19 protein-coding genes are annotated in these 20,231 nt (G+C 70.0%); 12 read left to right on the top strand and 7 right to left on the bottom strand.

Annotated features, from left to right (window positions below; translation table 11 throughout):
• Positions 1-62: 62 nt before the first annotated feature.
• Positions 63-1,664 carry a DUF7059 domain-containing protein gene (locus tag ACR9ZG_RS01595; RefSeq protein ID WP_481283069.1) on the bottom strand — a complete coding sequence of 534 codons (1,602 nt, stop codon included), beginning with the start codon at positions 1,662-1,664 and terminating at the stop codon, positions 63-65.
• On the opposite strand from ACR9ZG_RS01595, the gene ACR9ZG_RS01590 reads away from it, so the two are divergent.
• From ACR9ZG_RS01590 to ACR9ZG_RS01575, 4 genes are all read left to right on the top strand, one after another.
• Positions 1,636-1,920, top strand: coding sequence for an acylphosphatase (locus ACR9ZG_RS01590; protein ID WP_481283068.1), 285 nt, complete (start codon positions 1,636-1,638; stop codon positions 1,918-1,920). The genes ACR9ZG_RS01595 and ACR9ZG_RS01590 overlap by 29 nt on opposite strands.
• Positions 1,921-1,955: 35 nt before the next feature.
• Positions 1,956-2,852: an aminodeoxychorismate lyase gene (locus tag ACR9ZG_RS01585; RefSeq protein ID WP_481283067.1), complete on the top strand. Its 897-nt coding sequence runs from the start codon at positions 1,956-1,958 to the stop codon at positions 2,850-2,852.
• A gap of 170 nt (positions 2,853-3,022) precedes the next feature.
• A complete protein-coding gene (locus tag ACR9ZG_RS01580) occupies positions 3,023-3,358 on the top strand; it encodes a hypothetical protein (RefSeq protein ID WP_481283066.1) in 336 nt (111 codons plus the stop codon).
• A gap of 53 nt (positions 3,359-3,411) precedes the next feature.
• The gene (locus ACR9ZG_RS01575) at positions 3,412-4,044 is read left to right on the top strand and encodes a dihydrofolate reductase family protein (RefSeq protein WP_481283065.1); all 633 of its coding nucleotides are present in this window, start codon (positions 3,412-3,414) and stop codon (positions 4,042-4,044) included.
• Here the strand turns inward: ACR9ZG_RS01575 and ACR9ZG_RS01570 are convergent.
• Positions 4,004-5,899 (bottom strand): thioredoxin domain-containing protein, encoded by a 1,896-nt coding sequence (locus ACR9ZG_RS01570; protein ID WP_481283064.1) that lies wholly within the window; start codon positions 5,897-5,899, stop codon positions 4,004-4,006. The two genes, ACR9ZG_RS01575 and ACR9ZG_RS01570, sit on opposite strands and share 41 nt — an antisense overlap.
• Before the next feature lie 73 nt (positions 5,900-5,972).
• Here ACR9ZG_RS01570 and ACR9ZG_RS01565 point away from each other — a divergent pair, with 73 nt between their 5' ends.
• Positions 5,973-6,806 (top strand): aldo/keto reductase, encoded by an 834-nt coding sequence (locus ACR9ZG_RS01565; RefSeq protein ID WP_481283063.1) that lies wholly within the window; start codon positions 5,973-5,975, stop codon positions 6,804-6,806.
• 46 nt (positions 6,807-6,852) lie between these two features.
• Positions 6,853-7,260, top strand: a complete 408-nt coding sequence (locus ACR9ZG_RS01560) for a hypothetical protein (RefSeq protein ID WP_481283062.1) — start codon at positions 6,853-6,855, stop codon at positions 7,258-7,260.
• Positions 7,261-7,275: 15 nt separating this feature from the next.
• Here the strand turns inward: ACR9ZG_RS01560 and ACR9ZG_RS01555 are convergent, their stop codons facing one another.
• Positions 7,276-8,766, bottom strand: coding sequence for a P-loop ATPase, Sll1717 family (locus ACR9ZG_RS01555; RefSeq protein WP_481283061.1), 1,491 nt, complete (start codon positions 8,764-8,766; stop codon positions 7,276-7,278).
• A gap of 54 nt (positions 8,767-8,820) precedes the next feature.
• Between ACR9ZG_RS01555 and hrpA the strand changes: the two genes are divergently transcribed.
• From hrpA to ACR9ZG_RS01525, 6 genes are all read left to right on the top strand, one after another.
• A complete protein-coding gene (hrpA, locus tag ACR9ZG_RS01550; RefSeq protein ID WP_481283060.1) occupies positions 8,821-12,678 on the top strand; it encodes an ATP-dependent RNA helicase HrpA in 3,858 nt (1,285 codons plus the stop codon).
• 139 nt (positions 12,679-12,817) lie between these two features.
• Positions 12,818-13,186 (top strand): hypothetical protein, encoded by a 369-nt coding sequence (locus tag ACR9ZG_RS01545; RefSeq protein ID WP_481283059.1) that lies wholly within the window; start codon positions 12,818-12,820, stop codon positions 13,184-13,186.
• A complete protein-coding gene (locus ACR9ZG_RS01540) occupies positions 13,183-13,671 on the top strand; it encodes a hypothetical protein (protein WP_481283058.1) in 489 nt (162 codons plus the stop codon). The genes ACR9ZG_RS01545 and ACR9ZG_RS01540 overlap by 4 nt, the downstream gene beginning before the upstream one ends.
• 199 nt (positions 13,672-13,870) lie before the next feature.
• Complete coding sequence (locus ACR9ZG_RS01535; protein ID WP_481283057.1) at positions 13,871-14,812, top strand: peptidoglycan-binding domain-containing protein; 942 nt, start codon at positions 13,871-13,873, stop codon at positions 14,810-14,812.
• Positions 14,803-15,426 (top strand): ABC transporter ATP-binding protein, encoded by a 624-nt coding sequence (locus ACR9ZG_RS01530; RefSeq protein WP_481283056.1) that lies wholly within the window; start codon positions 14,803-14,805, stop codon positions 15,424-15,426. The genes ACR9ZG_RS01535 and ACR9ZG_RS01530 overlap by 10 nt, the downstream gene beginning before the upstream one ends.
• The gene (locus ACR9ZG_RS01525) at positions 15,423-16,469 is read left to right on the top strand and encodes a hypothetical protein (RefSeq protein ID WP_481283055.1); all 1,047 of its coding nucleotides are present in this window, start codon (positions 15,423-15,425) and stop codon (positions 16,467-16,469) included. The genes ACR9ZG_RS01530 and ACR9ZG_RS01525 overlap by 4 nt, the downstream gene beginning before the upstream one ends.
• Before the next feature lie 36 nt (positions 16,470-16,505).
• On the opposite strand, the gene ACR9ZG_RS01520 is transcribed toward ACR9ZG_RS01525, so the two are convergent.
• The 4 genes from ACR9ZG_RS01520 to ACR9ZG_RS01505 all read right to left on the bottom strand — a co-directional run bounded on the left by ACR9ZG_RS01520 (position 16,506) and on the right by ACR9ZG_RS01505 (position 20,009).
• Complete coding sequence (locus ACR9ZG_RS01520; RefSeq protein WP_481283054.1) at positions 16,506-17,258, bottom strand: SDR family oxidoreductase; 753 nt, start codon at positions 17,256-17,258, stop codon at positions 16,506-16,508.
• Positions 17,259-17,344: 86 nt separating this feature from the next.
• The gene (locus tag ACR9ZG_RS01515; RefSeq protein WP_481283053.1) at positions 17,345-18,115 is read right to left on the bottom strand and encodes an amino acid ABC transporter ATP-binding protein; all 771 of its coding nucleotides are present in this window, start codon (positions 18,113-18,115) and stop codon (positions 17,345-17,347) included.
• Positions 18,112-19,101, bottom strand: coding sequence for an amino acid ABC transporter permease (locus ACR9ZG_RS01510; protein ID WP_481283052.1), 990 nt, complete (start codon positions 19,099-19,101; stop codon positions 18,112-18,114). Before ACR9ZG_RS01510 ends, ACR9ZG_RS01515 begins: the two co-directional genes overlap by 4 nt.
• A gap of 5 nt (positions 19,102-19,106) precedes the next feature.
• The gene (locus tag ACR9ZG_RS01505) at positions 19,107-20,009 is read right to left on the bottom strand and encodes an ABC transporter substrate-binding protein (protein ID WP_481283051.1); all 903 of its coding nucleotides are present in this window, start codon (positions 20,007-20,009) and stop codon (positions 19,107-19,109) included.
• Between the last annotated feature and the right edge of the window lie 222 nt (positions 20,010-20,231).

The raw sequence follows: 20,231 nt of genomic DNA, 5'->3' as shown, positions 1-20,231 counted from the left end.
CCGTCCGGCGGCCGCCGCCGGACGGCGTGTCGTGACAACTCGATGACCCGGCTGTGGAGAACTCAGCGGGTCGGCAGCAGCAACATCCCGTCGCCGACGAGCCCGCGCACGGCCGGGAGGAGGTCGTCGCGCAGGGCGGTCCCGTCGACCTCCAGCAGCTGGGCGAGCGCGGCGACGATGGCCGCGACGCTCAGCTCGCCGTCGCTCGCGCCGACGAGCGCCGCGAGCCCGGTGTCGGCCGCGACGGCCCTGCCGAAGCCGCCGCCCTGCCGGAGCAGGATCGCGGTGGGCGCGTCCGCGCCCGGCCAGAGGTGCCGCTCCTCCGTCACATCCGGCGCGACCGTGAGGCTGAGTGCCGCGAGCGCGTCGTCGTCGAGGGCCGCCTGCGCGTCGTGGGCGCTCAGGCACGCGTCGAGGTGCACGCCGAGGCCGGCCTCGTTGGCGCCGAGCGACCCGTGGAGGCGCTCGAACCTCCGCAGGGTCGGCTCCGCCTCCGCGCGGCGCAGGAGGAGGTAGCCGAAGCCGACCGCCGCGACCTCGCGCGCCTCGAAGTCGTCCAGCCAGGCGCCGAGCAGCCGGTCGAAGGCGGCGGTGCCCGGCCGCGTGCCGCCGTCGCGGATCCAGGTCTCGGCGTAGCGGGCGGCGTCCTCGGTATCGCGCTCGATCACCCACGCGTCGAGCGGCGTGGGCGAGGCGTCGACCCAGCCGCGCACCCGCATCAGGCCGTCCTCGGTCGGTCGGTACTCCCAGTTGCCGAGGAGCTGCGCGACGCCTCCCGGGGTGAGGTGCTCGCCGCAGTCGCGGACGAACGCGGCGACCAGAGCGTCGCCGACCATCCCGCCGTCGCGGTACTCGTAGGCGGGCACGCCCTCCACCCGCGGCGTGATCACGAACGGCGGGTTGGACACGATGTGGTCGAACCGCTCCCCCGCCACCGGCTCGAACATGCTGCCGAGCCGGAACTCGATGCCGTCGATGCCGTTGAGCTCGGCGTTCAGGGCCGCCAGTTCGAGGGCGCGCGGCGAGATGTCGGTCGCGACCACGCGGTCGGCGTGCCGGCGGGCGTGCATCGCCTGGATCCCGCAGCCGGTGCCGAGGTCGAGGGCGGTCGCCACCCGCCGCTGCAGCATGAGCCCGCTGAGGGTGAGGGAGGCTCCGCCGACGCCGAGCACGTGATCCTCGGGCAGCGCGTGGCCGAGCGCCAGCTCGCCGAGGTCGGAGACGATCCACCACTCCGCCTCGCCGTGCGCGTCCTCGAACGCGTAGGGGCGGAGGTCGAGAGCCGGGGCCAGCGCACCCGCCTCGGCGTCGCGCACCAGGCCGAGCGCGGTCGCCCCGGCCGCACCGAGCGACGGGAGGGCGGCCTCCACGTCGGCCGCGGCGGTCGGCAGTCCCAGCACGAACAGCCGGGCCAGGGTCGTGAGCGCCGACGGTCCGCGCGCGGCGACCAGCCGGGCGACGGCGCGCTCGGCGGGGATGCGCTGCCCGCGATGCAGCGCCTCCGCCGCCTCCGCACCCCACAGCGCCTCCAGCGCGCCCACCGAGAACCGGGCGTCGGTCAGGTCGGCCCGCAGGGCGGCGAGGAGGGCGGAGCGGTCTGCTGACGGGTTCACCCGACCATTCAACCAGGGCACAATGGGCCGCGTGATCCGCAGGAGAGCCATCGTGACCGGAGTGGTGCAGGGCGTCGGGTTCCGCTGGAGCGCCCGCGAGAAGGCCCAGGAGCTCGGCGTGACCGGCTGGGCGAGGAACCGCCTCGACGGCACCGTCGAGACCGAGGTGGAGGGCGATCCGGAGGCGGTCGAGCGCATGCTCGACTGGCTGCGCGCCGGCCCGCCCGGCTCGGCCGTCGAGCGCGTCGACGTCGCGGACGCCACGCCAGACGGCGACGACGCGTTCCGCATCCGGGCGACGGCGTAGGGCGCCCGCCGGGCCGGAGGTCCACAATAGGGCACATGACCCGTGCGACCCTCCTCACCATCACCGCGCCGACCGGCTCCCCGGCATCGGGCGACCCCGGCTACGCTCTCGCCGACTTCGACGCCCCGCAGGTGCGGATCACCGACCTCGCGGTCACGCGCGGCGACGGCGTCTTCGAGACCATCGCCGTGATCGATGGGCACCCGCAGGCGCTCGAGCCGCACCTCGCGCGGCTGGCGCACTCCGCCGCGCTGCTCGACCTGCCGGAGCCGACGGCCGCGGTGTGGCGGGAGGCCGTGCTCGCCGGGGTGCGCGACTACCGCGAGCGCAACGGCGAGGCCGGCAGCGGCGAGCTGTACGCCAAGCTCATCTACACGCGCGGGGTGGAGGGCGCCGGGCGGCCCAGCGGGTGGATCTTCGTCGACGAGGGCGAGGACTTCTCGGCCCAGCGTCGCGGCATCCGGGTGGTGACGCTCGACCGCGGCGTCCGGCACGACATCGCCGAGTCCGCGCCGTGGCTGCTCGCGGGCGCCAAGACGCTCTCGTACGCGGTGAACCGGGCGGCCCAGCGGGAGGCGGTGCGCCGCGGCGCGGACGACGTCGTCTTCCTGAGCTCCGACGGGTATGCGCTGGAGGGGCCGACCTCCAACGTCATCGTGCTGGCGGACGGCGTCGTGCGCACCCCGCAGACCGACCAGGGCATCCTCGCCGGCACGACGCAGGCCGCGGTGTTCGAGTTCTTCGAGGAGCGCGGTCTCGCCACCGAGTACCGCCGGATCACCTGGGAGGAGCTGCTCGACGCGGACGCGCTCTGGCTCGTGTCGAGCGTCCGGATGGCCGCGCCGGTGACCCACCTCGACGACCGCGAGTACCCGGTCGACGCCGAGCTGACCGCCGACCTCAACCGGTACCTCCTCTCGCGGACCGAGTGAACGGGAGCGGCGGGACGCGCGCCGCACCCCGCCATCACGCGCCGCACCGCGCCGAACCCCGCCGCAACACGCCGAAACGCGGCGATTCGCGGTCGCCCAACGGTCCGCTTAGGCTGTACGCACTGCACCGGCGACGAGGCCGGTGCCGCCCGCGGCGAGGGGAGGGTGACGTGAACGAGCAGGTGCCGCGCAGCATCGAGGTGCTGCGCCAGCAGGCCCGCGACGAGCTCAGCGCCATCATCGAGCACCGCTGCCGCGCCGGCGAGGACCCGTGGCAGTTCATCCCCGATCTGCCGAGCGTCGACGAGCAGGTCGTGATCGCGCTGCGAGCCGGCGCCATCGAGGACTTCGACCTCGCCGAGGAGCAGTCGCGCGCCCATCACCCGGCAGCGGGCCGCGAGACGTTCGCCCGGTTCGAGTACGCCGTGCTGCGCCGCATCGCCCTGGAGCACCCGGAGCTGAGCGAGGCCGTCTGGGGCATGCTCGACCGCGTCGAGCGCGCCTGACCGGCGCGACACCGGCCCTGGCGACCCGGCGCCGCCACCGCTAGCGTGTGCCCATGGGTATCGTCACCGCCGACATCGCCGTCTCGCTCGACGGCTTCGCAGCAGGACCGGATCAGACGCTCGACGAGCCGCTGGGCCACGGCGTCGAGAACCGGCTGCACAGCTGGATGTTCGAGGAGGCCGACGAGCACGCCGACGAGATCGCCGCGATCACCACCGCCGGCGCCTACGTGATGGGCCGCAACATGTTCGGCCCGATCCGCGGCGAGTGGCCGGCCGAGGGCGCGCCGCTCGCCGACTGGCGCGGCTGGTGGGAGGAGGACCCGCCGTACCACGCGCCCGTCTTCGTCCTCACGCACTACGAGCGCGAGCCCATCCCGATGGAGGGAGGGACGACCTTCTACTTCGTGACCGACGGCATCCACGCCGCGATGGACCGCGCGCGCGAGGCCGCCGGCGACCGCGACGTCTCCGTCGCCGGCGGCGCCGAGACGCTCAACCAGGCGCTCTGGGCCGGAGTGGTCGACGAGTTGCGCCTCCACGTCGTCCCGCACACCCTCGGCGCGGGCGAGCGCGTGTTCGACCGCGTCCCTCCGCTCGAGCTGGAGCTGCTGCGGTCGCGCGTCACGCCGTCGGTCGCGCACCTCACGTACCGGGTGCGGCCTCCAGCGCGTCCGCTGTCGTGACCGGCAGCCGGCACACGAAGTCGCGGCAGAGGTAGGCGGTCGGGAGGCCGTCCCTGGTGCCGCGGTCGGCGTACAGCTCGAAGCCGTCGGCGGCGAACGCGGCGGCCGCGTCCTCGGCGGCGAGCGCCACCAGCGGCGCAGGATGCCGCCGTGCCGCCCGCACGAGACCCTCCGGGTCGGTGGAGGCTGCGCCCTCTGCCGACCCGGCCGGTGTCACGACCACGAGCTGCTCCGCGCCTCCGTCCAGCCGCGCCATGAGCGCCAGCGCCGCACCGAACGCGCTCGGCGTCTGGACGGCCGGCAGGGCGACCAGCCGCATCGCCTCACGCGCGGCCCGCTCGTACCTCCGCTCCCCCGTCAGGAGGAACAGCGTGTGCGCGGCCGACGCCGTCGCCGACAGGCCAGAGGGATACGCACCCTCGGACGGGTCGACCTGCACGGCCAGCCCGGTCGACGCGAGCACCGGGTCACCGCCTCCCGGCGCCTCGAACGGGCATGGCCGGTCCGACGCACCCGCCTCCGCCGCCTCCAGGCACAGGTCGACGAGGTCGCGGGCGGCCGAGGCGGCGCCCGTGTCGCCCGCGGCGAGAGCGAGCTCGAGCAGCCCGCCCGCGAAGGCGCCGTAGTCCTCGAGGGTGGCTCCGGCCTCCGACACCCGGTCGCCGAGCGAGACGCGCAGCAGCGTGCCGTCGTCGCGGCGGTGGCGGTCGAGGAGGGTCCGGGCGGCCTCCTGCGCGGCCACGATCCAGGCGGGACGGTCGAGGATGCGCGCCGCGCGGGCGAGCGCGCCGATGGCGAGCCCGTTCCAGCCGGTGAGCACCTTGGCATCGACCGGCGGCGGCTCGAGCCGCGCGCGCTCGGCTGCCGGCCGACGGTAGTACTCGCCCTCGACGCGGGCGCCGTCGATCACGCTCTCGGAGTCCTGCGCCGACGCGAACCCGCCGCCCGGCCGGCGCAGCACGTCGAGGAGGAACGCCGCGACGCCGTCGGCCGTCCGCTCGGCCCACGCCTCGCCGGTCTGCTGCCATGCGGTCGCGTACGCCTCCAGCAGCAGGGCGTTGTCGTAGAGCATCCGCTCGTAGTGCGGGTCGCCCCAGTCCCGCCTGGTCGCGTAGCGGAAGAAGCCGCCGTCGACGGGGTCGCGCAGCGGGGAGTCCGCCATGCGTCGCAGCGTCCTCGCCGCCAGCTCGTGCCCGGCGGGGCGCGACTGCAGGAAGCCGAGCACGGGCGCGACCGGGAACTTCGGTGCGGTGCCGAAGCCGCCGAACTCCGGGTCCTCCGCCGCCGCCAGCTGCTCGATCGCCGCATCCAGCGCGCGCCCGTCCGGGAGGTCGGAGGCCGCTGTGGCCGCCTCGGACGCGGCGGCGAGCGCGGCCGCCACCCGTCCCGCGTCGGACTCCACCTGCTCGCGCCGCTGCAGCCAGGCGTCCTCGACCGCGTCGAGCACCTGGCGGAAGGAGGCGCGTCCGGCGACGGGCAGCGGCGGGAAATACGTCCCGGCGAAGAACGCCAGGCCGGACGGCGTCGCGAATACGGTCAGCGGCCAGCCGAGGTTGTCGGTGAAGGCGCTCGCCGCGGTCAGGTAGGCCGCATCGACCTCGGGATGCTCCTCCCGGTCGACCTTGATGGCCACGAAGCGCGGGTTCAGCTCGGCGGCGAGCGCGGGGTCGGAGAAGCTCTCGCGCGCCATCACGTGGCACCAGTGGCAGGTGGCGTAGCCGATGGAGATGAGCACCGGCACGTCGCGCCGCCTCGCCTCCGCGAACGCCTCCGGCCCCCAGGGGAACCAGTCGACGGGGTTGTCCGCGTGCGCGCGCAGATAGGGGCTGATCGCATCCGCGAGCCGGTTCGCCATGCGCACACCCTACGACCTGCGGGCGCGAAGGGAACCCGTGGACGACCCCGACGGCGCTGGTAGCGTGGAGGACATGGTTGCAAACGCAAATATCCCCACCCTGACCCTGAACAACGGGACCACCATTCCCCAGCTGGGCTTCGGCGTCTTCCAGGTCGACCCGGCCGAGACCACCCGCATCGTGACCGACGCGCTCGAGGTCGGCTACCGCCACATCGACACCGCGGCCATCTACGGCAACGAGGAGGGCGTCGGCCAGGCCATCGCCTCCTCCGGCATCCCCCGCGAGGAGCTGTTCGTGACCACCAAGCTGTGGAACGACCGGCAGACCGACGCCGAGGCGGCCTTCGACGAGTCGCTCGCCAAGCTGGGCCTCGACTACGTCGACCTGTACCTCATCCACTGGCCGGCGCCGCAGCGCGACAACTACGTCCAGGCCTGGACGTCGCTCGAGAAGATCTACGCTTCGGGCCGCGCCAAGGCGATCGGCGTCTCCAACTTCCTCGTGCCGCACCTCGAGCGACTGCTGGCCGAGACCGAGGTCGTGCCCGCCGTCAACCAGATCGAGCTGCACCCGGCGCACCAGCAGCCGGAGATCACGGCGTTCGCGCGCGAGCACGGCATCGAGATCGAGGCGTGGGGTCCGCTGGGCCAGGGCAAGTACCCGCTGTTCGAGGCTGCTGAGGTCGCCGGTCCCGCCGAGTCGCACGGCAAGACGCCGGCGCAGGTCGTCATCCGCTGGCACCTGCAGACCGGCAACATCGTGTTCCCGAAGTCGAACCGCCGCGAGCGCATGGCCGAGAACTTCGACGTGTTCGACTTCGAGCTCACCGCCGACGAGGTCGCCGCGATCACGGCGATGGAGCGCGAGGGCCGCGTCTCGGCCCACCCGGACGAGGTCAACTGACCCGGCGCACCCGGCCCGCGCCCGCCGGTCCCGCTAGGCTCGCGTCGTGCGCATCACCACGATCACGGGGAAGATCAGCTACATCGTCGGCGGCTACGCACTGCTGCTGGTGCTGAACCTGTTCGTCTTCATGCAGCTGGTCAACCCGACCTTCGACGTGGTGATCGTGGCGCTGCTCAACTTCGCCTATGTCGGGATCGGCGTGCGCACCTTCCGCGGTGCGGGCGAGAACCGCACCGACCCGCGCCCCTGGTGGCGCGCCACCGCGAGACCCGCCGCCGGCTACTGGATCGGCGGCGGTCTCGCGGCCGCGGCCTTCGTCTCCGGCGTCGGCGCCCTCTCCAGCCGCCCCGAGAGCTCCTTCGTGCCGACGGTCGCGTGCCTGAGCTACGCGGTGATCGCGGCGTACTACCTCCACTCGTCGTTCCGGCTGCGGAGCATGGATGTGGCCTAGTTGTGGGCGTTCAAGTCAGTCTTCTTCGCCCCCGCGCTTGCGCGTTTCGCGGATACTGAGGCCCTTGTAAAGGCTCTGATGGACGTATGCCGCACCTGCAGCCGGTAGACGCAGATCAGCCTCCTCAGCCTTGAACCGCGTGGATCCGGCACCGGACAGGCGAACACCAATAACTGAGTACTCGAACAGCCGCTCTTGAAGGGCGCGTACACCGTACGTCTCTACAAGCCCGGGAACGTTTCGTTCCAATACTGCGGCCAGCTCATCCAATGAGTCGTATCGGTGCACCTCTTGCCTGAGCGCTTCCAGTAGCTCACCGAAGTCGGGGAATACCTTCGAATACTCCTGAACGAGGTCGCTAACCTTCCAGGAGCTGTAGCGCTCCTCCGCGTTTCGGATGTCGTCCTTGGTTATCCGCAACGCGGAGTCACCGGCGACTCGGGCACATTCGTCAAGAAACTGAAGGACTTCGCGCGGGCGCAGAAATGTCCGCTTGACGATGTAATTGAAAGGCGAGATCGATCCACGCATCTCGCCCTCCTCGAACAGTTCATCGACAAGCAAACCCTCAGGCAACCGTTTCTGAACCATCTCATGGAGAAGTTCCGGCGTCCAACGGATGGACTCCTCGAGTGAGCGGTGCTTGTCCTTGTCGTCGAAGAGCAAGCTGTCGTAGATGTCCGATCTGATGAACGTCAGGACGCGCAGGCCAGCGTCTCGCTCGGAAGCACGAAATTCGTCATTCAAGTCTTTGGCGGCTTTGAGAAGACCCACCATCAACGAAGCGGACTCACTCGAACCATCCCACGAATCGTCTAGGCGGTCGAGCGCTACAACCATTCCATCTTCTCTTATGGCGGGAGCCACCAAACCCATGAGATGACTGGCGATGGCGGGAGTGAGCGGAACGTCTCTCTTCTCCCCCGAAGCACCAATTCCGAACCCAAAGGCGCTTAGGTTGAAGCTTTTCAACCCCTTTACGATCGACTTCGCCGTCTTCCCAAGGCCGGGTTTTATCGTGCCATAGTTGTCATCGAGAAACCGCTTGACCTTCTTCAGCTTTTCGCCTGTTGCGGGTGTCCAGGTCCGCTCCAGACCCACCAATTCCCCGGCGATTTCAATTGCCAGCGTCAGTTTCCACGCATTTGTATGTGCTTGCTCTTCAAGGATTCCTTGCTCCTTGTAGTCGCGTAGCGCACTCCACGCATACTGATCTGGCGTCAGTAGCAGTACCACGGTCTCTGGGCGAGAGCTATCGGAAACTAGCTTAGGTAGGTGACCAAAGAGTGCAGATTTTCCACTGCCCTTCCTTCCAAGGAAGGTGCGCCGACGACCACTGAGTGCGGCATTCACGTATGGAGTTGTAACGAAATACCTCTGGAGCCCAGAATCGGACTCGGCATCGATACCGCCGAAGTCCAGGTCGCCCAGTGTGAGTCCGAGGTCATAGAGTTCCGCCACGGCGAAAGCTTGGCAGACTGAACCGCGTTCGCGAAGAAATTCCATCGTCGTGTCTTCAATAACTCTCACGGGGGTGCCGCCCGGTAGACTGGAGGGCTCATGTCAGCGCCCGCCGCCTCCCTCCCCCGCATCACGTTCCCGCCCGAGCTGCCCGTCTCGCAGAAGCGGGACGAGATCGCGCGCGCCATCCGCGACAACCAGGTCGTGATCGTCGCGGGCGAGACCGGATCGGGCAAGACCACCCAGCTGCCGAAGATCGCGCTCGAGCTGGGGCGCGAGCGCATCGGGCACACGCAGCCGCGCCGGCTCGCCGCCCGCACCATCGCCGAGCGCATCGCGGAGGAGCTGGGCCAGCAGGTCGGCGGCCTCGTCGGCTACCAGGTGCGCTTCACCGACCGCGCATCGGCCGACACCCGCATCAAGCTGATGACGGACGGCATCCTGCTGAACGAGATGCACCACGACCGGCTGCTGCGCCGCTACGACACGATCATCATCGACGAGGCGCACGAGCGCAGCCTCAACATCGACTTCCTGCTCGGGTATCTCAAGCAGCTCCTCCCGCAGCGGCCCGACCTCAAGCTGATCATCACGTCGGCGACGATCGACCCGGAGAGCTTCGCCGCGCACTTCGCCGCCGCCGACGGCACCCCGGCGCCGATCGTCGAGGTGAGCGGCCGCACCTACCCGGTCGAGGTCCGCTACCGGCCGCTCGTCGCCGAGGTCATGGATGACGAGGACGACCCCGACCCCGTCCCCTCGGCCGACCGCGACTACCTGCAGGGCATCAACGACGCGCTCGACGAGCTGGCCAGGGAGGCGCCGGGCGACGTGCTCGTGTTCCTCTCGGGCGAGAACGAGATCCGCGACGCCGCCGACGCGATCCGCGGCCGCAACCTCCCCGGCACCGAGGTGCTGCCGCTGTACGGGAGGCTGTCCTCCGCCGAGCAGCACCGCGTCTTCCAGCCGTCCACGGTCCCCGGCGTCCGGCGCCGCGTGATCCTCGCCACGAACGTCGCGGAGACGAGCCTGACCGTGCCCGGCATCAAGTACGTCGTGGACGCGGGAACCGCCCGCATCAGCCGCTACAGCGTGCGCGCGAAGGTGCAGCGCCTCCCGATCGAGGCCGTGTCGCAGGCGAGCGCGAACCAGCGCTCCGGCCGGTCGGGCCGCACCAGCGACGGCATCGCGATCCGGCTCTACTCGCAGGAGGACTTCGAGAAGCGGCCCGAGTTCACCGAGCCGGAGATCCTGCGCACCAACCTGGCCGCGGTCATCCTGCAGATGATCTCGCTCGGCCTCGGCGACATCGCCGCGTTCCCCTTCCTCACCCCGCCCGACTCGCGCGGCATCAAGGACGGCCTCGACCTCCTCACCGAGCTCGGTGCGATCACGAAGGGCAAGGACGGCGAGAACCGCCTGACGAAGGTCGGCCGCTCGCTCGCGCTGCTGCCGATCGACCCGCGGTTCGCCCGGATGGTGGTGGAGTCGAAGCAGCACAACACCTCCCGCGAGGTCATGGCCATCGTCGCCGGCCTCACCGTGCAGGACCCCCGAGAGCGCCCGGTCGAGAAGCGCGGCAGCGCCGACGAGAAGCACGCCAGGTTCGTCGACCCGACGAGCGACTTCCTCACCCTGCTCAACCTCTGGAACTATCTGGAGGACAAGCAGCGCGAACTCTCCTCGAGCGCCTTCCGCCGGCTCTGCAAGGCCGAGTACCTCAACTTCCTGCGGGTGCGGGAGTGGCAGGACGTCTACCGCCAGCTGCGGCAGCTCGCGAAGCCCGTCGGCCTGACGATCGGCGACCCGCGCGTCGACCCCGACGGCATCCACAAGTCGCTGCTCGCCGGACTGCTCTCGCACATCGGGCTCAAGGACCTCACCGCCTCCGGCAACAAGGGCGGGGCACGCTCGCGGCAGTCGGAGTACCTGGGCGCCCGGCAGGCCCGGTTCGTGATCTTCCCCGGCTCGGCGCTCGCCAAGAAGCAGCCGGCCGCCATCATGAGCGCCGAGCTCGTGGAGACCAGCCGCCTGTTCGCGCGGATGAACGCCGCCATCGACCCCGCATGGGCCGAACCGATCGCGGGCGACCTCTGCAAGCGGCAGTACAGCGAGCCGCACTGGGAGAAGAACCAGGGTGCGGTCGTCGCGTACGAGCGCGTCACGCTGTTCGGCGTGCCGATCATCCCGCGCCGCCGCATCCAATACTCGCGCATCGACGCCGAGCTCTCGCGCGAGCTGTTCATCCGGCACGCGCTGGTCGACGGCGAGTGGGACTCCAAGCAGGCCTTCGACCGCGCCAACCGCCGGCTGCGCGACGAGCTGCGCGAGCTGGAGGAGCGCACCAGGCGCCGCGACATCCTCAGCGACGACGAGGTCGTGTTCGAGTTCTACGACAAGCGCATCCCCGCGCACGTCGTCTCGACGCGCTCCTTCGAGGGCTGGTGGCGGAAGGCGCGCAACGAGACGCCCGACCTGCTCACCATGACGCCCGAGTCGCTGCTCGACGAGGAAGCGGCGGAGGTCGACGACGACGCCTTCCCGCCCGTCTGGCGGCAGGGCGACCAGCGGCTCACCCTGCGCTACCGGTTCGAGCCGGGCGCCGAGGACGACGGCGTGACCGTGCAGGTGCCGCTCCCGCTGCTCGCCGGACTGCTGCCGGACGGCTTCGATTGGCAGGTCCCCGGCCTCCGCCACGAGCTCGTGACCGCGCTCATCAAGTCGCTGCCGAAGGCGATCCGCCGCCAGGTGGTGCCGGCGGCCGACTGGGCGCAGCGCCTGCTCGGCGAGCTGGCCGGCACCGCGGGGATGCGCGCGCACGAGGGCGAGCGGCCGGCGGCCTCGCTCGTCGACACGCTCGCCGCCGTGATCTCGCGGCTCACCGGGTCGCGCGTCAGCGGCACCGACTTCGACCTCGACCGCCTCCCGCCGCACCTCCGGCCGACGTTCCAGGTGATCGGCGAGCGCGGGCGGCCGCTGGCCGCCGGCAAGGACCTGTCGGCGCTACAGGACCGCCTCCGCTCGCGCGCCCGCGACTCGGTCGCCAAGGTGGCGGAGGCGCGCACGCCCAACGCGATCGAGCGCTCGGGCATCACGACCTGGGACGTCGACGAGCTGCCCCGCTTCGTCGACTCGACCACGAAGGGCCCGGGCGGCTCCACGAACACGATCCGCGCCTACCCGGCGCTCGTCGACGACGGCCAGAGCGTCAGCATCCGCCTCATGAGCACGCCGGCCGACCAGGCCCGCGAGCTGCCGGGCGGCGTCAGGAGGCTGCTGCTCGCGAGCATCCCGTCTCCCGTCGCATACGTGCAGCAGCACCTGACCTCGAACGAGAAGCTCACCCTCGCGGCGAGCCCGTACCCGAACACGAAGGCGCTGTTCGACGACTGCCTGCTCGCGGTCATCGACTCGGTGCTGTACCGGATGAAGCCGGACGGCCTCGTCTTCATGCGCGCCGAGTTCGAAGCGGTGCGCGACCGCGTCTCCGCCATCGTGATGGACGCGATGTTCGAGACCGTCGCGCTGGTCACGCGCATCCTGACCGCCGCCCGGGCAGCGGAGAAGGCGATCTCGGGCACGACCGCGCTGGCGTACCTCGGGGCGCTCAACGACGCGAAGGCGCAACTCGCGGGGCTGGTGTTCCCCGGCTTCGTGTCGGCCACGGGCCTGGAGCAGCTGCGGCACCTCCCCCGCTACCTGAACGGCATCACGCAGCGCATCCAGGCCCTCCCGGTCAACCCCGGCCGCGACCGCGCGTGGCAGACCCAGGTGGAGACGGCCGTCGCGCTCTACACGGACGCCGGGGGCCGCATCCCGCTCGCCCCGCACTCGCCCGAGAAGATCGTGCACGCCCGGTGGATGCTGGAGGAGTTCCGCGTCTCCCTCTTCGCCCAGAGCCTCGGAACCGCCGAGACGGTGTCTCTCCAGCGCATCCGCAAAGTGCTGGGCGGCTAGTCGATACCTATTCTGTATTTCACGTTTCAGTGCTAACCTCCGTGAAAGGGGAGACCTGGCGGCGTCGTCCGCCCGGTGGACCGTCGATTCGATGATGAACGACATCGGAGCATGACGCTTCGATGGGACGGGAGATGACGTGAAGAGGAAGAGAAGAATCACGCTGGCTGCAGTCGGTGCGGCCGTGGCGGTCACGGTGGCTGGTTCGGTGTTCGCCGCGCCGGCGAGCGCGGTCGGAACCACGAACGGCAAGTGCACCTATTACGACTCGTATGTCGGCACCAGCACCGCAACAGACAACAGTTACACCTCCGGTCAGCAGAGCCTCTGCGGCTACGTGAAGATCCGGGTGGGGTACACCGCTTCGGGTGGAACGGCGCTCTACACGCCCTGGAAGCAGGCGTCCGGCTCGGTGGTTCAGGGCCCTGTCGGCTACCGGGTCTTCGGCGGCGAGCACGCCATCACAAGCCCGTCGCCCTTCGGCAGCACCCCTCTCATCCGCACGTGAGTCGGCCCCTGCTCGCGGCCCTCGTGGCGGGTCTCGTCGCGGGGAGTCTGGTCGGCTGCAGTGGGTCGGCCGGTTCGCCGGTCCACCCATCCGGTGCGGCGTCGATCTCCTCGCAACAGAAAGAAGCGCTGGCCGACGGAGGCGTCACCTGGGACGAGTATCAGACCGGCTTCCAGGCGTACCAGGCGTGCCTCTCGCGCAAGGGATACACGTTGGCCGCCCCGACGGTCAAGGGTGACCTCATGGACTTCGGCGTCCCCGCGGCCGCGGTGGAATCCGGCGTGGATGATGAGTGCTACCGAGACAACTGGGCGCAGGTCGATCAGCTCTGGCAGATCGCCCACGAGGACACCTCCGAATCCGCCCGGATCGTAGCCGACTGCCTGCGTTCCCGGGGGATCACGCCCGCGGACGACTACTCGGAGAACGTCGAGCTGGTGAAGGAACACGGCATCGACCTCGCGGATTGCCCGGTCGATGGATAGAACATCCAGCGGCCCTCGCCCGCGCAGACGGTGGACGGGACTCGCTGCGACCGCACTGCTGGCCGCCCTGTGGGGCACTCCACTGATCCTGCTCGTGACGAGCCTGGGCGGAGCCGAGCATGAGCAGCGCGAGTCGACAACGGGGACCCGTGGAGCACTCACGACGGTCGGAAGTCGGCACGTCGACGAGCGACGCGCAGTGATCATCACGGGTACGAGCGGAACGACGCCCACAGCGTTCGTGGACGTCCCGGGGACGATCACGGCCGTCACGGTGCGCGCCGGCGGAGCCGCGCTCTCCACGGGCACCGAGGTGATCTCGGTCGATGGGCACCCGCTGTGGGCGCTGCAGGGAGACTCGCCGCTGTACCGCGAACTGCGCGTCGGTGATTCCGGTGATGACGTTCAAGCCCTCGGTCATCTTCTGGTCTCGCTCGGGCTGTTGGATGCCGGCTTCGCCGATGACTCGTACGGGGTGCGCTATCACGAAGCCGTCCAACGGTTCCAGCACAGGGCCGGCTACGCCGAAGACGGCGTCTTCCAGCCCTCCTACGTCTTGTTCGTGCCACCGGACTTCGGTGCGATCACCGCGGTGAACGTCCGCATCGGGCAGCGCATCGCAGAGCAGGCGCCAGCGATCACGGGGACAGCACCCATCGTGTCGATCGGCGTGGAGCCGACCGATGGAGACGTGCTGCGACCGCCGGCCGGCGACGTCGGATACGCGGTGCGAATCGGTTCCGAGAAGGTCCCCGTATCAGCACTCCCGGTACCAGGCCAGGAGATCCCGAGCGTCTGGGCCGCCATCGCCGCGGGTGTCGGTCGCGGAGACCTCAAGAGCTCCCATACCGAGGGCGATGCCGTCTCGCAGACGCAGGTCGAGGGTGCGCAACTCGAGGCGGGGGCAGCACGGGCTTTCGGCAGCGTTCCAGCCTCCGCTGTATTCACGATGAAGGATGGCGCATCCTGTCTCTTCGTGGCGGGCACCGCCGAAGGCGATGCGTATGAAGCGGCGCCGGTTCCGGTGTCCGCCGACCCGGGAGAGGTTGGCGTGGCTCTCGTCCCTGCGAAGCTCATCGGGACGCGAGTGGCACGCGACCCCTCCGATCTCCCGGCTGAGACGTTGTCACGATGCAGGTGACGGTCCGCGATGCGACAGCTCGATACGGGTCCCGGGAGGTGTTCACCGGCTTCTCCGGCGTCTTCCCCTCCCACGCGGTGACAGCGCTCGTAGGCCCGTCGGGCAGCGGGAAGTCGACGCTTCTGGCGATGATCGCGGGGTTCCGAGCGCCATCCCGCGGCACCGTCACCCTCGGCGATGAGTCTGCGGCGCTGAAGCCATCCCCGTCGCTGGTGAGCTGGATCGCTCAGGACGCGAACATCATCGCGGCGCGTACCGCCCTCGACAACGTCATGATCGGCCCGCTGGCGGACGGCCTCCAGGTGGCTGATGCGGCCCGGCTCGCTCAGATCGCCCTCACCCGGGTGGGCCTCGGCGCGGAGATGGACATGCTCACGCGGTCCCTGTCCGGCGGCGAACGCCAGCGCGTAGCCGTCGCCCGTGCTCTCGCATCCGACAGACCGCTGATCGTGGCGGACGAGCCCTCGGCCGCGTTGGATGAAGCGAACACCAGAGAACTCGCCCGTGTCTTCGCGAAGGTCAGCGGGCACAGCACGATCATCGTCGCAACCCATGACCCGGTCATGATCGCTTCAGCGTCCTCCGTCGTCGCCCTCCGAGGGACGGCACCGTGAGCGTGCGCCACTGGAGGTTCCGGGCACTGCTGCGCGAGGCGCTCCGGAACGCGGTGAACCTCCGGTCGCGCACGATCATGAGCGTGGCGCTGGCGATCGTAGCCGGGTCGGTCGCCGCAGCCTTCTACGCCTCCGAATCCTCCCAGTTCTCCCAACGACTCCAGGAGTTGGAAGGCCGCGGAGTCAGCATCCTCACGCTGCGATCGACGTCGCCACGCACAGACGTCGAGATCAGCCGATCGTCATGCGAAGCCCTCACCCGCCTGCCGGAGGTGGATCGCGCCGGCCTGCTGATCGATGCGGGAACGCTCGACATCCCCGAGATCGGAGCCAACACCAGGGTCTTCACCGCAAGCAGCACCCTCTTCCGTCAACTGACGACAGAACCGGGCGTCATCGGCTCCGAACTCGGCCGAACGAATGGCGCACGGACGGTGACGGTGGCACCATCGCAGACTCGACAGCTCCTGACCGCGGTGCAGCAGCCGGAAGGCATCCCAACGAACAGGGCGGTCGTGCTCCCACTGCCCGCCGGCACGGGCTCCGGCCCGGTGTGCATCGTCTCGCTGACCCCGTTTCACGATCCTCGGACCCTCACCCCGCTCCTCGCCGCAGCGCTCGAGACCCGCGGCGGAGCGATACTCGGGAGCCCGCAGCTTTCGCTCACCAGCGATCCTGTTCACGACTGGGGCGCACGGGCCGGACAATACCTTCCGCTGGTGCTCGGGATCGTCGGCGGCCTCCTGACGTCGATCATCACCGTGTCGCGCAGCAGTGAAGTGGCGGCCTACCGCCTATCGGGAACGAGCAGACGATCGATCGGGATTCTGCTGACCTTGGAATGCTTCTTCCCTGCGGGGACGTACGCCCTCTCCGCCGCTGTCGCCCTCAGCGTTCTCGTCCTCCTCGGGGCGGACGTCGTCAGCCCGAGGGAGCAGCTGATCTGGGTGCTGGCCGGCGCAGCCTGCTGGATCACGACCGCCGTCACCGGCGCCGTGCGCTCCATGCTCGCCTCCCCCGCCACGATGACGAGAGAGAAGTAGCCGCCGCCTGTTCTGCCTGAGGCCGACGAGTCGCCGTCACACGGGCAGGTGGAAGCCGCCGTTCGAGTGGAGGAGCTGGCCGTTGATCCAGCCGCCGCGGTCGCTCAGCAGGAACGCGATGAGGTCGGCCGTGTCGGCGGGCGTGCCCAGCCGGCCGAGCGCGGTCTCGGCCCGCAGCGACTCGGCGAGCTCCGGCGCCATCCAGCCGGTGTCGATCGGGCCCGGGTTCACGAGGTTCGCCGTGATGCCGAGGTGCGCGAGCTCGACGGCCGCGGCCTGCACGATGCGGTCGAGCGCGCCCTTGCTCGCGCCGTACGGGAGGTTGTGGGCAGTGTGGTCGCTCGTCAGCGCGACGATCCGGCCGGCGCCGTGCGGCTGGTCGTACTGCTCGGCGAACGCCCTGATCAGCAGCCAGGTGCCACGGGTGTTCACCGCGAAGTGCCGGTCGAACGCCTCCACCGAGGTGTCGAGGAGGCCGCTATCGACCGAGTGGGCGTGGCTCGCGACGAGGGCCCGCACCGGGCCGAGCGCCGCCCGCACCCGGTTCAGCGCCAGCGCGGGCGCCTCCGGGTGCGCGAGGTCCACGGACACCGGCAGGGCCTGCGCGCCGAGGTCGCGCAGCGCGTCCGCCAGCTCCTCGTGCGTGCCGGAGCCCCAGGGCATCGCGGCGTCGTAGTCGTCCCAGAAGGCGAAGGCGACATCCCACCCGTCTGCCGCGAGGCGCCGGGCCACGCCGTCGCCGATGGACCCGGGCCGGCTGGCCCCCGTGATGAAGACGACCGGACGCATCCCCCGACCCTATCCGTTCCGGACTTCTGCACGCGACACGCCGGGCGCGAGCGTGCAGAAGTCCGGAACGGAGGGCGGGGTGGAGGCTAGAGCACCTTCGAAAGGAAGGCCTGCGTCCGCTGGTGCTGCGGGTTCGCCAGCACCTCGCGCGGGTCGCCGGCCTCGACGACGACGCCGCCGTCCATGAACACCAGCTCGTCGGCGACCTCGCGGGCGAAGCCCATCTCGTGCGTGACGACGACCATCGTCATGCCGGACTGCGCCAGCCCCTTCATGACGTCGAGCACCTCGCCCACGAGCTCGGGGTCGAGCGCGGAGGTCGGCTCGTCGAACAGCATGAGCTTCGGGTCCATCGCGAGGGCCCTGGCGATCGCGACGCGCTGCTGCTGGCCGCCGGAGAGCTGGGACGGGTAGTGGTCGCCCTTCTCGGCGAGGCCCACCCGGGCCAGCAGCTCCTTGCCCCGCTCCACCGCCCGCGCCTTCGGCAGGCCCTTCACGCGGATCGGCGCCTCGATGACGTTCTCGAGCGCGGTCATGTGCGGGAACAGGTTGAACCGCTGGAAGACCATGCCGATCTCGCGGCGCTGGCGCGCGGCCTCCTTGGGCTTCAGCTCGTAGAGCTTGTCGCCGTGCTGGCGGTACCCGACGACTTCGCCGTCGACGGAGAGCCGGCCGCGGTCGACGCGCTCCAGGTGGTTGATGCAGCGCAGGAAGGTCGACTTGCCGGAGCCCGATGGCCCGATGATGCAGAGCACCTCCCCCGGCTTCACCGAGAGCGAGATGCTCTTGAGCACCTCGTTGCTGCCGAAGCTCTTGGAGACGCCCTCCGCGAGCACCATGGGGGTCACGTCGGTCATCCCTTGCCTCCGAGGTCGTTTCCGTCCGGCGCTCCTGCGGCCGGGAGGGCACCGGTCGCGAGCGCAGGCTCGTTCCGGTCCGGTCGGCGCGCGTTCACGCCCCGCGAGAAGCGCTTCTCCAGGAAGTACTGGCCCACCATCAGGATGGAGGTGAACAGCAGGTACCAGAGCGACGCCACGATGAGCAGCGGGATGGGCGTGTACGTCACGGCCGAGATGTCGCGGGCGACGCCGTACAGGTCGGTCGTGAGCGGGATCGCCGCCACCAGCGAGGTGGTCTTCAGCATCGAGATGACCTCGTTGCCGGTCGGCGGGATGATCACGCGCATGGCCTGCGGGATCACGATCCTGGTCATCGTCTGCCACCACGACATGCCGAGGGCGGTCGCCGCCTCCTCCTGGCCCTCGTCGACCGACAGCAGGCCGGCGCGCACGATCTCGGCCATGTAGGCCGACTCGTTGAGCGCGAGGCCGATCACGGCGATGACGAAGGCGTTCTGCATGAAGCCGAGGTCGAGGTTCACCCCGAAGTCGGTCCACGGGACGCCGAGGAAGATCTGCGGGTAGATCAGCGAGAACAGGCCCCAGAAGACCAGCTGGACGTAGACCGGGGTGCCGCGGAAGATCCACAGGTAGAGCCACGAGACGCTCTTGACGACGGGGTTCGGCGACAGCCGCATCACCGCGAGCACGAGTCCGAGGACGATGCCGATCACCATCGAGTAGATCGTGAGCTGGAGGGTGACGAGCGCAGCCGCGCTGATGCGCTTGTCGAACACGTACTTGCCGACGTACTGCCAGCCGTACGCGTCGCGCTGGGCGGCATCGATGATGAACCACACCAGCAGGAGGATGAGCACCGCGGCGATGACGATCCGCCACGGGTGCCGGAGCTTGACGGCCTTGATGGGCTCAGAGGCCGGCTGGCCGGCCGCCGACGGGAGGGATCCCGTCGCCGGCCGACCGGGGGTGGTGCCCTGGGACATGGAGGTCAGCCCTTCGAGGCCGCGTTGAGCTCGGCGGTCTCGACGGCGCCGTCGGCGACGCCCCACTTGTCGAGGATCTTCTTGTAGGTGCCGTCGTCGATGAGCCCCTGCACCGCCTTCTGCAGCACCGGGGTCAGGTCGGAGTCCTTGGCGACGGGGAGGCCGTACGGCGCCTCGTCGAAGGTCTCGCCGGCCGCCTCGAGCTTGCCGTTGGACTTGGAGATCGCGTACAGGGTCACGGGCGAGTCGGCGCTGAGGGCGTCGGCCTTGCCGAGGATGACCGCGTTGGTGGCGTCGTCCTGCGTGTCGTAGCGGAGGGCCTGGATGGCGGGCTTGCCGGCGTCCGTGCACTTCTTCGACTTGGCGGGCACCTCGTCGGTGTCCTCGTACGTGGTCGACTGCACCGCGACCTTCAGGCCGCACGCGTTGTCGGGGTCGATGTCCTTCCCCTTCTGCGCGGCCCAGAGGATGCCGGCCGAGTAGTAGTTGACGAAGTCGACCTGCTGCTCGCGCTCGGTGGTGTCGGTGAAGGACGACATGCCGAAGTCGTCCTTGCCGCCGGCGACGCTCGGGATGATGTTGTCGAACTTGGCGATCGCGAAGTCGACGTCGACGTCGAGCTTGGCGCCGATCGCCTTCGCGAGGTCGACCTCCCAGCCGACCGGCTTGCCGTTGTCGTCCTTGTACTCGTTCGGCGGGTAGGTGTTGTCCATGCCGACGACGAGCTTGCCTGCCGACTTCACCTTCTCGGGGAGCTGGTTCGCGAGCGAGTCGTCCTTCTTGACGTCGAAGGCAGCGGCGCTCGACGTTGAGTCGCTGCTCGGCGTGGAGTTGTCGACGCAGCCCGTGAGGGACAGGGCCGCGACGGCGGCGATGGCGGCGATGGGAGCCGCGGATCGGATGCGCATGATGATTGTCGTCCTTCTTCCTGGTGCAGTGTGTGTGCAGGAGGGGTAAGGGGAGAATACCCCAGGCACAGCCGGGTACCTTCACACTAATTCGCGCGTGCGTCGCCGCTTTTCCTGCATGTTTCGGGGATATTTCGCGATTACGTGCGCGAAATCCGTCGTGTGCGGCCGTGCGGACGGCGCGGATGCGCGACGCCGGCCGACTGCGGTTATGGTCGATGC

This window comes from Leifsonia sp. KNZ12-8B (assembly GCF_056755495.1).
This window is presented reverse-complemented; position numbering and strand designations above follow the sequence as displayed.

What these genes read in the sequence shown, in the direction of transcription:
- ACR9ZG_RS01590 (WP_481283068.1), top strand. Translation starts at nt 1,636, where the DNA reads ATGGGCCGCGTGATCCGCAGGAGAGCCATCGTGACCGGAGTGGTGCAG.
- ACR9ZG_RS01595 (WP_481283069.1), bottom strand. Translation starts at nt 1,664, where the DNA reads ATGGCTCTCCTGCGGATCACGCGGCCCATTGTGCCCTGGTTGAATGGT.
- ACR9ZG_RS01585 (WP_481283067.1), top strand. Translation starts at nt 1,956, where the DNA reads ATGACCCGTGCGACCCTCCTCACCATCACCGCGCCGACCGGCTCCCCG.
- ACR9ZG_RS01575 (WP_481283065.1), top strand. Translation starts at nt 3,412, where the DNA reads ATGGGTATCGTCACCGCCGACATCGCCGTCTCGCTCGACGGCTTCGCA.
- ACR9ZG_RS01570 (WP_481283064.1), bottom strand. Translation starts at nt 5,899, where the DNA reads ATGGCGAACCGGCTCGCGGATGCGATCAGCCCCTATCTGCGCGCGCAC.
- ACR9ZG_RS01565 (WP_481283063.1), top strand. Translation starts at nt 5,973, where the DNA reads ATGGTTGCAAACGCAAATATCCCCACCCTGACCCTGAACAACGGGACC.
- ACR9ZG_RS01555 (WP_481283061.1), bottom strand. Translation starts at nt 8,766, where the DNA reads ATGGAATTTCTTCGCGAACGCGGTTCAGTCTGCCAAGCTTTCGCCGTG.
- hrpA (WP_481283060.1), top strand. Translation starts at nt 8,821, where the DNA reads ATGTCAGCGCCCGCCGCCTCCCTCCCCCGCATCACGTTCCCGCCCGAG.
- ACR9ZG_RS01530 (WP_481283056.1), top strand. Translation starts at nt 14,803, where the DNA reads ATGCAGGTGACGGTCCGCGATGCGACAGCTCGATACGGGTCCCGGGAG.
- ACR9ZG_RS01520 (WP_481283054.1), bottom strand. Translation starts at nt 17,258, where the DNA reads ATGCGTCCGGTCGTCTTCATCACGGGGGCCAGCCGGCCCGGGTCCATC.
- ACR9ZG_RS01515 (WP_481283053.1), bottom strand. Translation starts at nt 18,115, where the DNA reads ATGACCGACGTGACCCCCATGGTGCTCGCGGAGGGCGTCTCCAAGAGC.
- ACR9ZG_RS01510 (WP_481283052.1), bottom strand. Translation starts at nt 19,101, where the DNA reads ATGTCCCAGGGCACCACCCCCGGTCGGCCGGCGACGGGATCCCTCCCG.
- ACR9ZG_RS01505 (WP_481283051.1), bottom strand. Translation starts at nt 20,009, where the DNA reads ATGCGCATCCGATCCGCGGCTCCCATCGCCGCCATCGCCGCCGTCGCG.